A 13,080-nucleotide genomic window follows, 5' to 3' on the forward strand; every position below is an offset into this window, starting at 1 on the left:
ATCACGACACGAAGTTATACTTGCCGCGAAGGATCGTGCGATAAAAATGTGTCCGCTCAGTCCAATGTCATTGCCGTCCTCCATCCCAAGAGAATCTCGTGACCATTCTGTGCATCATCAACGGTACTGCTGTTCTGCCCGACCGTTTGCTTCGCGATGCGGTGGTTGTTTGTCGCGACGAACGGATCTCTTACGTCGGCACCGCTCGCTCTCGTGTTCCCGCCGGGGCGAAGGTCATCGACGCAAAGGGCGCCTACATTTGCCCAGGATTCGTTGATATCCACATTCACGGTGGCGGTGGCGCCGATGTGATGGACGGTACGGTGGATGCGGTCAGCACGGTCTGTCAGTCTCACTCTCGACATGGAACGACGACGCTGTTTCCGACGACCAGCACCGGGACCGATGATCAAATCCATGCGATGTTGGCGGCTTGCGTCGAGGTCCGCGATGGTTGGACCGTGGACGCGGGCAGCAAGATTGGCGGCGTACACCTGTACGGTCCCTACTTTGCCAAAGGGAAGGTTGGCTGTCACAACGAATCGGTTTGTCGTACCCCCAAGGCAGCCGAGTTTCGACGCTACTTTGACACTGGCATCGTCCGAGTGGCGACCTGCGCGGCGGAACTTCCAGGAGCGGCTGCGTTCTATCGCTATGCGACAAAGCAAGGCTGTTTGGTCACTTGTGGACACTCCAATTCCAGCTGGTCAGAGATGGACGCTGGATTTGCAAATGGAATGCGGCACGTTGATCATTTCTGGTGTGCGATGAGCAACGTGTCGTCGGTTCGCAATCGACTGGGCGTTCCGATGCAAGGCAGCATGCTGGAATACGTGTTGTCCAATCCGGAAATGAGTACCGAAGTGATCGCTGATGGAAAGCATCTAGCACCCGAGCTGCTGAACTTTGCTTGGCGAATGAAGGGCAGCCAGCGACTGTGTCTGGTCACTGACTGCAACCGCGCGTTGGACATGCCACCGGGGCGTTACCGATTCGGCCCCAAGTCCGACGGGTCTTGGTTCACGAGCGATGGCGAAGTCGGTTGGGCGTCCACGGGATCACTGGCCAGCGCCGTGATGGGAATGGATCACATGGTCCGAACGATGCACAAGATCGGCGGTGTTCCACTTCACGAAGCTGTTCGGATGGCGACCCTGACGCCAGCCGAGCGAACCGGGATCGACGAACACGTGGGAAGTCTGGCCAAGGGAAAACAAGCCGACATCGTCCTGCTGAGCAAAACCCTAAAAGTAAAACAGGTCTACATCAACGGCCACCGAACGAAAAAAGGTGTCAGGACTCTTTTCGAGTGTTGAAAAGTTTTAAGCTGTTGAAATGGGGCGACCAAAACGCGCAATCGAAAAAGGTGTCAGGACTCTTTTCGAGCATTAGGAAGTTTTAAGGTGTTGAAATGGGACGACCAAAACGTGCAGACGAGGCTGGTGGGATCTATCACGCTCTGAATCGGGGCAACGCGAAAGCGGACATTTTCCACAAGCCGGAGGACTTCGATGCTTTCGAGCGAATTCTTGCCGAGGGGCTCAGCCGCTATCCCTGCCAGATTTTGGCTTATCAGCTGATGTCGAACCACTGGCACTTTGTGCTTCGTCCGACCGCCGACGGTGGGATGAGTCAGTTTCTTGGATGGGTCACGCTGACCCACACAATGCGGTTGCATGCTCACTACGAACGAAAAAAGGTGTCAGGACTCTTTTCGAGTGTTGAAAAGTTTTAAGCTGTTGAAATGGGGCGACCAAAACGCGCAATCGAAAAAGGTGTCAGGACTCTTTTCGAGCATTAGGAAGTTTTAAGGTGTTGAAATGGGACGACCAAAACGTGCAGACGAGGCTGGTGGGATCTATCACGCTCTGAATCGGGGCAACGCGAAAGCGGACATTTTCCACAAGCCGGAGGACTTCGATGCTTTCGAGCGAATTCTTGCCGAGGGGCTCAGCCGCTATCCCTGCCAGATTTTGGCTTATCAGCTGATGTCGAACCACTGGCACTTTGTGCTTCGTCCGACCGCCGACGGTGGGATGAGTCAGTTTCTTGGATGGGTCACGCTGACCCACACAATGCGGTTGCATGCTCACTACGGAACGTCCGGCGAAGGACATGTCTATCAGGGCCGTTTCAAGAGTTTTCCCGTCGAGGACGATGACCATTTTTACACGGTGTGCCGTTACGTAGAGAGGAACTCCCTGCGGGCCAACGTGGTGGATCGCGCAGAAGATTGGCGCTGGGGATCCCTCTCACGTTGGCTCGAAAAGCCCGAACGCGATCCGAAGTTACTTTCTCCATGGCCGATCCCCCGTCTTCCGAACTGGTGCCAGCGAGTCAGCGAAGCTCTATCGGACGATGAGCTGAAGGCGGTTCGTAGGTGCGTTCGGCGAGGCAGTCCCTTTGGCAGTGAGGCGTGGGTTGAAACGACCGCCCGGCGAATGAACCTCGAGTCGACGTTGCGTTCACGCGGTCGCCCCACGAAGCCGCGTCCGCAGCCGTCGAAGTCGAAAAAAGAGTCCTGACACCTTTTTCTTGGGCTCGATGTTGCGTTCACGCGGCCGCCCCACGAAGCCGCGTCCGCAGCTGTCGGAGCCGAAAAAAGAGTCCTGACACCTTTTTCGGGGTGACACCTTTTTCGGGGGCACGTTTCATTGAATTGGTCGACAGCGGATCACGCTCTACCAGTGGTTCATCGTGTTGCGTTCATCAATGGCGTTACCAAGCGAAACGGTCAGCTTCGGTCAGCTTAGCAGCGTTCCGTTGACTTTGGCTTGAATCGTTGATGGCACGGGATTCATGATCGATTGGTGGATGAAACAACTGTTCTTGCCGACTTCGATCATCTGTTGGATCACTTCCTCGGGTTCGTCCGATTCGATGTCCAGGTGAGTGACGACCTCGACGCCTCGGCCGGCCAGCGTGCCTTGAATAACGGAGCCCTCCATCGTGAACCGCGTCTCCTGGGCCAGCTTCATGCTGCTGATCTTCAGCTTCTTGATCGCCGCGTAACGTGACAACTGAGTCAGCAAGCAGAACGCGATGCTGGCACTGTAATAGGCCAGTGGCGGTGGCGCCGAATCGTCCCCGCCCAAATACGGGCCTTCGTCACAGATGATTTCGAATGTGCTGCCCTTGGGTTGGTCGACTCGAACCGTCGCCCGCTTGCGCATGTTGTCCAGCGATTCGGCCTCCAATCGCAGCACCACTTCCCTTTTCTGGACCGGCTGCAGACTGGATCCGTGCTCCTTCGGATCGGAAGATTCTTCGACTTTGCGGACGATAGGCGTCAGTGACTCGTGCGGCGCCATGGATTGGTCTCCAGTTCCAAAAAGTGGGATGGTCCATTGATCTGCTTGCTATTAGTACGTGTCCGTAGTAATGTTGCAAGTGCGATGTCCAAAGCACGCACGAAATTTTGGGTCGGCAATGGCGGATCTCGCTGCCGATTCTAGCCGGAATTGTGTTTTGGCCAGACATCGTTCCGGTGATTCAGATCTCGGTTTGGCGCCCCCGAAACACCAAGTTCAGCTACGAAAATCGTGACCAATGACTTTTGAAGATTCGATCCCGATGCGGTTGCGACGAGCGTACCTGGCGATCCATCGGGTTGCGCAAGCGCACTTCGCTTCGTTCGACGTCACGGCGGATCAGTTTGTGTTGTTGTCGTTGCTGGCAGAGGAGGATGGAGTCACACAATCGCAACTGGGTGATCGCATGGCGTCCGACGGGAACACGGTGACAGCAATGCTAAAGCTGTTGGAACAGCGTGATTACATCCGTCGCAAACGTTGCAAGATTGACGGTCGCGCCCGGCGAGTGCATTTGACCGCGTCGGGGCGGCGGCTTTCCACAAAACTAAGCCGCAGCACGGAAACCCTCCGGTCGTCAATCGAAAACGCGGTGTCACCTTCCGATCGAAAACACTTCCACGCGTCGCTTGATTCAATCATTGACGTTGTCACACCCAAGGACAACGAGAAGTAGAAAACCTGACCCCAGTGATTGTCCTGTCGCCGCATCGCGAATCCGTTCACTTCTCTTCCAACGATCCGAAAGCCTCATCATGAGAAACGTTTTCAAAGGTATCCTGCTGTGTGCGTCCGCCGTCGGTTGTGCCTCTTCCGTGCGTGGCCAGGATGCAGCCCCGGAATGGTTTGATGGCAAGCCACGAACGTTCGTTGTCAACGGCTATTCGACTTCGTACCACTGGCCGGCGATGTTGCAGCGCAAGCTAGACCGATACTTCGATGGAAAGCGAATCATTGAAGTGAAATCGGCGACGCAGGGATCGACGCCGATTGCGAAATGGATGAATGTCAAAACTGGCCAGCCGCTGAAACCATGGACGACGAAGCTGCGACCGCTGCTAAACGACCAATCACGGCCGACAATCGTGCTGGCTCAGCAATCGCTGCAGTGGGCTTTTGGCGGTCGATCGGTAGGCATTCGTGACAAAAACGATCGCGTTGCGATCCGCCAAGGTGCAGAGGTGATGAAGGTGTACACGGATCTGTTGAAATCCGACGGCGCGGATGCGGTTGTGATGGCTATGCATATCTACAAACAAGGAATGGAGCCTGAGATCGGCAATGAACGACTTTCGTTAGCAGCTTTCATCGAATCCAAACCCAACGCGGTATTCGAAGGGCCAGACGTTTGGATGCCGACCAGCAAGATCTGGCCGCAAGCGTTTCAGGCTGACAAGATTCACCCCAACGGCATGGGAGCCGAAGTGATGGCGCATCACTGGTTTGTGTCGTTGTTGAAACTATGCGGAAAAGAAGTTCCGCCATGGAGCGAAGAGGAAATGCAGCAGGCGATCAAGAATCCGCCGGCACTCGCAACATCGGACCGAAGGCCACAGCGTGGCGAGGGCCCCGGCATGGTCGACCGAATGCGTCGTCACGATGCCAACCAAGACGGCAAGATCACAAAGGAAGAATTTCGCGGTCCGAAATCGATCTTCGGTCGGTTCGACGAGAACGACGATGGCGTCATCGATTCCGAAGAGTTGTCCGGACCGGGGCAATAGCAACCAGCTAGCGCATGATCCATCAGTTCGGGACTGCATTCGTGGGTTTCGTTTGCGGGGCCAAACGGCGAAGCGATGGTCTATTGCATGGCTTCTTTCTGATCGATGTCATTCAGATTGAACCGGGTGGTCACGACGGAGTGTTTGTTTTCGTCGGGGCGATATTTGATGTAGGTGGTGGCGACGAAGGTGCCATCAGGCAGCAATTCAAGACCTGAATAGCCACAATCCCAACCTGCGTTGCTGTGCAACAACTTGATTCGATACTGGCCCTGACGGTTCGACACAATGTCTTCGTACGTGCCGACCCAGGCTACGAAGTGTCCCAAGGTCTTGGAGGTCGTTGCGGTGTCTCGCATCACCAGGACCAAACGCCCATCGGGAGCGTAAAGCATTTTGGGGCGGTGCCCCGTCAATGCGGCTGGCAGCGGTCGAACCTTGCTCCAGCTTTTTCCTTCGTCGTCGCTTACCGAGAACAGTGAATGGGAGTTCTCGTTGCGAAGCACCATCAAAAGCTGCTTTCCATCGGGCGATCGGATGACCGCCGGCTGTCCCCAACGCGACTCGGTACGAACCACAGGCCGCTCTGGCGACCACGTGAGCCCACCGTCAAGCGATTCGGCCTCCCAAATGTACGGGGCCGCATCGGGGCGATTGGCGGCGAACGGCCCACGTCGATCGCACCACATCACCAAACGTTTGCCGTCGTCGAACGACAGGATCGTCTTGGGGGCGCATTCGGCGGCTAGTCCTGTTTCCTTCATCGGTGTCCACGTCACACCACCGTCTTCCGAGTAGGCCTGTCGTAGACGCCCCGGAAAGTCTTGGCCACCGAAGACAAAGATGCGACCGATGCCATTCGGATCGACCAGATAGTGAATCGTGGGTGTTGTCTGCGTGACTTCCGTCCAGTTCTTTGGCACCTCTAGCAGCCCGGTCCAGGTCTTGCCACCGTCGTTGCTTCGGGCCAGCGGTCCAAGGTGTCCTGCGTGATTGATCGACCACGTGCAAAACATGGTCTTGCCGTCGGGGAGCAAGACTGTGCAGGGATGTCCTTGATAGATTTCAGGGGTGCCCTGGGCGACGATCGTATGGCGTGATGTTTCGTGCGAGATATCGATTGTCGGAATCGAAATTGTTTTCGATAGCGGGTGGTCGGCGGCAACATCGCTTGCGTTGGAATGCCCCCCATCAACGCAGCAAAACGCAAACGCAAGGGAAGCAAAGCGGAAGACGGATCGCATCTTGATTAAGGACATGGGGTTCTTGCTGATCGGCGGGGTGAGACTATGCGGGGATCAGGTAATTTCCAAGCGAGACATTCTACCAGACGACGGGCGTCGGGGCAGGACGACGCGGCGGTGATGGCAACCGCTGCGAATGATCCCGTTGACTTGATCGCGCAGGAACTGGAACTGAAATCCGCCCAATGAGATCGACGATTGAGAAATTCCGGCGTGCAAGCTAGCCAACTGAGATCCCGCGACCACAGCCGTACTATCCGGAGCTCCACCGGTCGCCAGCTGCACGAGGTGAAGTGTGGCCTCTTCTTGAACGTTGTAATCCGAAAGGGTTCGGTCATCCTGCAACTCTTTACCGGCAAAGATCAACACCTGTTGATCGGGCGGAATTCCCTCCTTCTCTTGCAATTTTGATTTCACGTTTTCAATCGAGTCACTGGCCTGAACATCCAACGTCACTGTCTTCCCCCCCAGCGTCTTGACGAAAATCAGCATCGCGGAGACGGGTGAAACGCCCACGAACACCATGATCGAAAGAATCGCAAAGCTGCGAATCCCCATCGGCAACGACTGCCGCAATTCTTTCAGAAGGAAACTCCGATTGTAAAACCGGTGGTGGCAACATCGCTGGGGCGACTCTTGGGGAGTCGCTGATGTCGCCGTCGCAATGAAGGTTTTCATTCGATTTCATGGAAGGGTTAAAAGATGCCGCGGCCGCCGATAGGGGATGGCATCTAGAACTGGTGAAAATGATGTCAGACTCGTCCCCGATCGGGCCGGGCCGAAAACGGGATGTCCCATTTTCTTTTTTGACAGCGTCCCGCTTGCTCGGGGACGATTGGGAGTCTTCGACGCCCCACTAACGCATCCAGACTAGGCCGCCACTGCCGGTGTGGAATCTTTGGCGGTCGTTGACTTGCAGGTCGTAGTTGGCGTACAGCGTCAATGCGGCGTTGCGATCACCTTGCAGGCCGACGCCCAACAGTGCCCAGTCACGACCTAGGTCCAATCCGTTGGTTGCGAAACTAGATCCGCCCTGAGTGCCCGTCACGCTGGTCGCCGGGTCCAGATATTCGTGCATCCAAGAGGCTCGGGAATTGGGTGTCCAACGCCAGCCGAGCGCGCCATGGACGTGGCGGTTGCCGTAAAAATTGGCGCCCACCATGCTGCGCAGTGAATGACCGTCGACATCATCGATCGACGCGCCACCGGTTTCGACATGGTCGTCTTGGTGGACCCAAAGGTATTGCAAGGCAACGTTCGGCTGGACCTTCAGTCCGCCCAAATTCCGTTCCCAACCGCGTTCCAGATAGGTGCCCGTTTGCACGCCGTCAAAATTGCTGGTAATGCCGCCGATGCGTGAAGTATCGTAGTCGTCGTATGACGCGCTGCTGGCTAGCGTGTAATAGTTGCCTTCGTGATCATTGCGGTGCAGGAACATGCCCAGCATGCCGCTATTGACATCGGCCTCGGAACCGTCGTCTGTGCTGATGTTTTGATAGCCGTAGGCACCAAAGAATCCAACCATCGTGTGCGCGTCGATGTGACGGAACAGCCCCAACTGGGTACCGCCACCGCCGTAGTCAAATCCTGACACACCCAGATGTCCGTCGGCGCTGCCGCCGATGCCGTATCCTTGCATCCAACCACCCCAACCGCCTCGGGTCAGCGGGGAGGTTCGTTGGCTGCGACTGCCGAGTTGGCTGCCCATACCGCTTTGATAGCTGACCTGATCGACGGTGGAATCTTCGTAGCTGACCAGCCCGATCGGTGCATATTCGCCATCAGCGGTGCGCGGTGGTGGGGTCAGGGAGACCAGGTCCATCGAATAGCCACCGCCCGAAAAACTGCCGGCCATCGTTCGCACTTGGTTGCTCAGCGATTGAAACTGGTAGTTCTGGTTCTGGAATTGAATCTGCGTTGTGCTGCCGAGCAACTGGCCTGCTTCAAAAGACGGCAGGTGAAAGACGAAGTCGATGGTGAAGTCGCCACTAAAGCTTTCCCAGAAGAACGCATACTCTCCTGGGGCTATCGTGCTTGGGGCCGGGACGTCGGTACCATGGTCCAGCAGGTTGCCACTCGATTCAGCAAAATCAAACCTCCATTGCTCGCCTTCTCCCGTTAGGACTGTGTAGAAGTAATTGCTCTCTGCAGCAACGTTGACTGCGTAAACGGTCTCGCCGGATGCTACGGTCAGTGTTGCATTTCGTGCCCGCCCATCGATTTGCGTCAGGGTGGAATTGGACGAGTTGATCAGCAGTGGAGGTGTCGCTTGTGCGGCTGTCACACAAAGGATCAGCGCGCATGTGGTCCATGAACGAAACATACTTTTGCCCCTATGATTCGTGTTTTTGAATGTCGATTTGTATTGGCATTCATTCGGCTGGGCGAAACCGATAAATTGAGCAACACCGCTGCATGGCGTTTAATCGTCACGACCGTCCTAGGTCCGTGTGCACCTTGCACGGGAACGCAGTGGATCCTGTCAAAATCCGTTCGATCGGAGGCTTTGCCGAGATCCGATCGAACTGACCGGATTGCCAGATCTGGACCCAGCGATGTGCATTGCCCCGACCTGTATGGTCGGGTTCCCATCGGGGATTCGACCGTCAATCGAACAAGGGGGGCGCCGATCCGAAGTCCCGTCGTCGGGAATTCACCTGGCTACCGTCCCGCGGCGCAGCGGCGAAAACCGAAACGCTGGTAGACACCAATGGAAGATGCCGCCTCCTTGCAGCTCTTTTCGAAATGGCGTTCCACTTTGACACACAACGCAGATACAGGCATCGGTCATGCCAATGTCCGCCGCGGCCGATCGCTAATCGGGCCTATGCCCAGTCACGCTGCGGGCGAATGCGAAGCCGATTGGCTTCGTCGTCGTTTTGAAAAGTTTCCGTTTTCGGATCGATCACCAGGGTTCGGTTCAAGATCCACGCGAGCGCTGCGGCGTGACAAGCGACGTGCGACCGACGCATGACGGTTGCGTTGCAGGTCGCTTGTTCCCGGCTCTTGATGCAATCGAAGAAGTTGCGGGCGTGTGCGGTCACGTCCAAGCCCCGGACACGGCGGATGGATGCGAGTTCTTTTTGCAGTGCGGGTGACGATGCAACAATCTCGCCTTCATCGCCTGTTTCGACAGAACCTTCGTCACCGATGAATCGCACGGGGCATGTTCCCAGTCGAGTCAGCCAACGGGGGCTACGATCACCAAAGGGAGTTTCTAGGAAATCCACCACCAACCGAACGCCGTTGGCATAAGTGCAGGTGATCGCTGTTTGCGACGGTTCGTATTTGACGGGCATCGTATCGTCAGCGCTGGCGGCCCATTGGCAAAGGTCCAGCGTATGCGCGCCCCAGTCCAGCAGTCGTGCACCGCTATCGAAGTCGTACTGGCCGCGCCAACCTCCGCTCACGTATTTGTGGTTGTACGGTCGCCAAGCGGCCGGCCCCAGCCATAGATTCCAGTTGCAAACGGCGTTGTCCGGTGTCGGTTCGGCGGGCAACCAAGTGTTGTCCAGGGTCGGCAGATAGGCAGTGGCTTGCAACTCTTTTAGCTGGCCTAGTTTCCCAGACTGAGCTGTCTGAACGGCTTGGATGAAATTCGGCACACTGCGTCGCTGGGTGCCGGCTTGAAAGATTCGCCCGGTTCGTTTGAACGTCTCGTCAATCTTTTGGCAGTCGTGAATCGTGATTCCGCAAGGTTTTTCGCTATAGACGTCCTTGCCCGCTTCGGCCGCCATGATCGATGCGGCGGCGTGCCAGCGGTCGCCGGTTGCGATCAGGACCGCGTCAATATCGTCTCGCGCCAGCAGTTCGCGAAAGTCGTGGTACAGTTTGCAATCCTGGTTGCCGTAATGATCATCCACCAATTTCTTGCCGGCATCGCGTCGTGACTGTTGCACATCCGCGATCGCAACGCATTGCACGTCTTTTAGCTTCAATATAGCGGTCAAGTCGTAGGTGCAGCGTGGGCCGATTCCAATCACCCCCAGCGTGATGCGTTCGGACGCCGCTACTGAATCTTCGGCGCCCAAGGCTTGGGATGAAACAAAATACGGTGCCGCCAAAGTCGCCGCTCCCGCGGCCAACGTGGTGGATAGAAAGCTGCGTCGATGCGTCATAGTTTGAGGTGGGGATCGAGGAGGCGGGATGTGTTGGGTCAGGAGTGTTGGTCGCAAATTGGCGACAGGCTCGTCAGTCCCGACGTCCGTTACATTCTAAGCTAGGCGAGAGGGCAATGGGGCGATGTCGGGTGGCTGCAATGCGGCATCCTGCTGAGCTCGCAAATCACTGCAACTCTGATCTGCGGAACGCGAATCGCTGGATCGCTATTGAAGGCTCAGTTCGCTTAGTCGGATGGTTTTTTCGATTCGCGGCTTGCCTTCGATGTCTCGAACACTGATCTGGACCAGCGGATCGGAGTCCTGCCAATCGACCGAAAGGATTCCGAAGTTCTCGCGGTGATACGTGTTGCTGATGCGAAAGTCGTTCTCGGTCGGGGTGCCGCGGGCGTGCAGTTGATTCAAGCTGCTGCAGGTGACGTCGATCATCGGGTAGCCGCCGTCGGGCGTGACCGAGGAAATTTCGGACCAGTGTCGATCGCCGCTGATCAACAGGACTCCGGTTGCCCTGGTGGACTGAACCAGATCCATCATTTGTTTCCGTTGCAGCGGCAGGTTGGCCCAACATTCTTGGCCGGCCGATGATGCGACGAACTGAATGCTGGATACGATTAGCCGCAGTTGGGCAGGCTGCTGCAGTTGAACTTTCAGCCATTGCCACTGCTGGTCGCCCAGCATCGTCTTGGTCGGCGTGTCGTCCGGAACGTAAGGGCCACCGACACGGCGATCGCCGGTTTTTAGCGCCGAGCGGAAATAGCGTGTGTCCAACAAGATGACTTGTGTGCGCTGGCCAGCTGGGCCGAAAATTTTGGCATCGTAAACACCGCTGCGTTTACGAAGGGGGGATTGCTGCGGTGTCTGCCAAAATTCTAGGAACTCGGTTTGCGACTCTTCCCGTTTGGCGTAATCCGCTCCCCCATCGTTGGCGCCGTAGTCATGGTCGTCCCATGTCGCCAGAACCGGACAGGCATTCCGCAGCGCAGCGAAGGATGGATTCCGCGCCAGCTTGTCATACTTCGCTCGCAGGGTTGGCATATCGTCGGTGTCGCCATAGATGTTGTCGCCGGTGAACAGCAACAGTTCGGGCTTGGCCGCCAACATCGGCTGAAAGATGGGTGTGGGTTGGTCTTGCTTGATGCAGGAACCGAACACGATCCGCGAAAGCGGTTCAGCGCGGCTGGATGGTGCTTCGGCGTGCAGGGCCGAGCAAGTCATCAACACCGCCACACCGCACAACCATGGTTTGATTTTTGTGTTTTGCATCCCACGATTGTACAACCACGATCGTCGCCAATGGAGTTCGTTTGCGATCAGAGGCGATCAGAGGCGATCAAAATGGTCGCTCGCCACACACACGCGTCCGGTCCGTCATGCTTGGGGCAGGACTGGCGACCGGACGCGATCGCGTGGTGTCTGATGAAACTGCAACGCGAGTGCATCGTCTGACACCATCCGAGTTCGACGCACCGTGTTGCTGGCGCAACTAGGTTGCGCTGACTTCGATGCGACGAGGCTTCGCTCGATCCGATTTTGGCAGGTGCAGCGTCAGCACGCCATCGCGCAGTTCAGCCGAAATGGCTTCGCTGTTGATTGCTTCGCCGACCGTAAAGGATCGTTGGAAATCGCCCACGCGGTACTCGCTGCACAATGCATTTTCGCCATCGAAACAACGCCCGACTTTCCCGTGGACGCTCAGCTGTCGGTTTTCGAAAGTGACAACCAAGTCGTCACATACCACGCCGGGTAGGTCACCGTATAGGATCCACTCGTCGTCACCTTCCCAGATGTCAAATCGCGGTTGGAAAGTGGGCGACATCGGTTTTTGGGTACCGGAATCGAATCGCGGATCGTTGGTGCTGTGGGTTTCGCTTGGACTGGTTGTCGTCATTGTCGTACTCATCACAATTCTCCGAATGATAATGCTCCGAACCATTGTTCAACACTTTTGACGCTCAACAGTTTTGACGCTCAACAGTTTGATGCTTGTCTGTTTAGCGGATGTCGATACCTGATCAGGTCGACTTCACTTCGATGCGGCGTGGTTTGACCGCTTCGGTCTTCGGCAGAGTGATGTGGAGTATGCCGTGATTGAGTTCAGCGGACACGCCGTCGGCATTGATTTCAGTCGGCAATTCAATCATGCGACTGAATTTGCCATAGCCGCGTTCTTGCCGATGCCACGATCCACCTTCGTGCTGCGGTGGCCGACGTTCGCCTTGGATCGTCAGTTGGTTTCCCAACACGTAGATGTTCAAATCGTCGAAAGCAAAGCCTGGTAGTTCTGCTTCGGCATAGAGGTTGGCATCATCTTCCCATACGTTCAAAGCGGGAACGCTGCCGGCACCAGCCAGGCTGCTTTGACCGTTGCCGCCACGATGAAACAATCGATCCATTTCGCGGCTCAGTCGATCCAGTTCGGTCCAGGGTTCCCATCGTGTTGATAACATCTTTTCGCTCCTTTGAAGCGGGGTCAAAAGAAGAGTGATCCGTTTGTGTTTGCCTTTTTGACAGTCGGACCTTTCGTTGCCTAGAAAATGCAACGCCCGTGCCAATCGAAACCGCCGCGTCCGCAAAAATTTCCCCACCCGTTTGCGAGTGTGCCCGATCCGTGCCGATGCCGTTGGATTGGAATCGAAGGGTCGGCAACGAGCGACGCAGGCGAGCAACGGATCGCGAACCGCTT

At 56.3% G+C, this 13,080-nt stretch carries 13 protein-coding genes; 5 read left to right on the forward strand and 8 right to left on the reverse strand.

Annotation, left to right across the window (positions count from 1 at the left end; genetic code table 11):
• Positions 1–98: 98 nt before the first annotated feature.
• The 3 genes from nagA to K227x_RS10120 all read left to right on the forward strand — a co-directional run bounded on the left by nagA (position 99) and on the right by K227x_RS10120 (position 2,525).
• Positions 99–1,316: an N-acetylglucosamine-6-phosphate deacetylase gene (gene nagA, locus K227x_RS10110; protein ID WP_145169382.1), complete on the forward strand. Its 1,218-nt coding sequence runs from the start codon at positions 99–101 to the stop codon at positions 1,314–1,316.
• Positions 1,317–1,411: 95 nt separating this feature from the next.
• On the forward strand, positions 1,412–1,735 hold the full coding sequence (locus K227x_RS10115) for a transposase (RefSeq protein WP_246146719.1): 324 nt from the start codon (positions 1,412–1,414) through the stop codon (positions 1,733–1,735).
• Positions 1,736–1,820: 85 nt separating this feature from the next.
• The gene (locus K227x_RS10120) at positions 1,821–2,525 is read left to right on the forward strand and encodes a transposase (RefSeq protein WP_145169383.1); all 705 of its coding nucleotides are present in this window, start codon (positions 1,821–1,823) and stop codon (positions 2,523–2,525) included.
• Positions 2,526–2,744: 219 nt separating this feature from the next.
• Here the strand turns inward: K227x_RS10120 and K227x_RS10125 are convergent, their stop codons facing one another.
• Positions 2,745–3,311, reverse strand: coding sequence for an OsmC family protein (locus K227x_RS10125; protein WP_145169384.1), 567 nt, complete (start codon positions 3,309–3,311; stop codon positions 2,745–2,747).
• 238 nt (positions 3,312–3,549) lie between these two features.
• Between K227x_RS10125 and K227x_RS10130 the strand changes: the two genes are divergently transcribed.
• A complete protein-coding gene (locus K227x_RS10130) occupies positions 3,550–3,987 on the forward strand; it encodes a MarR family winged helix-turn-helix transcriptional regulator (RefSeq protein ID WP_145169385.1) in 438 nt (145 codons plus the stop codon).
• A gap of 79 nt (positions 3,988–4,066) precedes the next feature.
• The gene (locus tag K227x_RS31120; protein WP_145169386.1) at positions 4,067–5,035 is read left to right on the forward strand and encodes an EF-hand domain-containing protein; all 969 of its coding nucleotides are present in this window, start codon (positions 4,067–4,069) and stop codon (positions 5,033–5,035) included.
• Positions 5,036–5,115: 80 nt separating this feature from the next.
• On the opposite strand, the gene K227x_RS10140 is transcribed toward K227x_RS31120, so the two are convergent.
• From K227x_RS10140 to K227x_RS10170, 7 genes are all read right to left on the reverse strand, one after another.
• Complete coding sequence (locus K227x_RS10140) at positions 5,116–6,294, reverse strand: sialidase family protein (protein ID WP_145169387.1); 1,179 nt, start codon at positions 6,292–6,294, stop codon at positions 5,116–5,118.
• Positions 6,295–6,333: 39 nt separating this feature from the next.
• Complete coding sequence (locus K227x_RS10145; RefSeq protein WP_218933898.1) at positions 6,334–6,957, reverse strand: ubiquitin-like protein; 624 nt, start codon at positions 6,955–6,957, stop codon at positions 6,334–6,336.
• Positions 6,958–7,135: 178 nt separating this feature from the next.
• Positions 7,136–8,563 carry an autotransporter outer membrane beta-barrel domain-containing protein gene (locus K227x_RS10150; RefSeq protein WP_218933899.1) on the reverse strand — a complete coding sequence of 476 codons (1,428 nt, stop codon included), beginning with the start codon at positions 8,561–8,563 and terminating at the stop codon, positions 7,136–7,138.
• Positions 8,564–9,104: 541 nt separating this feature from the next.
• Complete coding sequence (locus K227x_RS10155; protein ID WP_145169389.1) at positions 9,105–10,397, reverse strand: Gfo/Idh/MocA family protein; 1,293 nt, start codon at positions 10,395–10,397, stop codon at positions 9,105–9,107.
• 207 nt (positions 10,398–10,604) lie between these two features.
• The gene (locus K227x_RS10160) at positions 10,605–11,660 is read right to left on the reverse strand and encodes an alkaline phosphatase D family protein (RefSeq protein ID WP_145169390.1); all 1,056 of its coding nucleotides are present in this window, start codon (positions 11,658–11,660) and stop codon (positions 10,605–10,607) included.
• 220 nt (positions 11,661–11,880) lie between these two features.
• Positions 11,881–12,297, reverse strand: a complete 417-nt coding sequence (locus tag K227x_RS10165; RefSeq protein WP_145169391.1) for an Hsp20/alpha crystallin family protein — start codon at positions 12,295–12,297, stop codon at positions 11,881–11,883.
• A 112-nt stretch (positions 12,298–12,409) separates the two neighbouring features.
• Positions 12,410–12,844 (reverse strand): Hsp20/alpha crystallin family protein, encoded by a 435-nt coding sequence (locus tag K227x_RS10170; protein WP_145169392.1) that lies wholly within the window; start codon positions 12,842–12,844, stop codon positions 12,410–12,412.
• Between the last annotated feature and the right edge of the window lie 236 nt (positions 12,845–13,080).

It is taken from the genome of Rubripirellula lacrimiformis (assembly GCF_007741535.1).
GTDB lineage: Bacteria > Planctomycetota > Planctomycetia > Pirellulales > Pirellulaceae > Rubripirellula > Rubripirellula lacrimiformis.

Bases quoted from the DNA above. Each gene is read 5' to 3' on its own strand.
- K227x_RS10115 (WP_246146719.1), top strand. From the start codon at position 1,412: ATGGGACGACCAAAACGTGCAGACGAGGCTGGTGGGATCTATCACGCT.
- K227x_RS10120 (WP_145169383.1), top strand. From the start codon at position 1,821: ATGGGACGACCAAAACGTGCAGACGAGGCTGGTGGGATCTATCACGCT.
- K227x_RS10125 (WP_145169384.1), bottom strand. From the start codon at position 3,311: ATGGCGCCGCACGAGTCACTGACGCCTATCGTCCGCAAAGTCGAAGAA.
- K227x_RS10130 (WP_145169385.1), top strand. From the start codon at position 3,550: ATGACTTTTGAAGATTCGATCCCGATGCGGTTGCGACGAGCGTACCTG.
- K227x_RS31120 (WP_145169386.1), top strand. From the start codon at position 4,067: ATGAGAAACGTTTTCAAAGGTATCCTGCTGTGTGCGTCCGCCGTCGGT.
- K227x_RS10140 (WP_145169387.1), bottom strand. From the start codon at position 6,294: ATGTCCTTAATCAAGATGCGATCCGTCTTCCGCTTTGCTTCCCTTGCG.
- K227x_RS10145 (WP_218933898.1), bottom strand. From the start codon at position 6,957: ATGAAAACCTTCATTGCGACGGCGACATCAGCGACTCCCCAAGAGTCG.
- K227x_RS10155 (WP_145169389.1), bottom strand. From the start codon at position 10,397: ATGACGCATCGACGCAGCTTTCTATCCACCACGTTGGCCGCGGGAGCG.
- K227x_RS10160 (WP_145169390.1), bottom strand. From the start codon at position 11,660: ATGCAAAACACAAAAATCAAACCATGGTTGTGCGGTGTGGCGGTGTTG.
- K227x_RS10165 (WP_145169391.1), bottom strand. From the start codon at position 12,297: ATGAGTACGACAATGACGACAACCAGTCCAAGCGAAACCCACAGCACC.
- K227x_RS10170 (WP_145169392.1), bottom strand. From the start codon at position 12,844: ATGTTATCAACACGATGGGAACCCTGGACCGAACTGGATCGACTGAGC.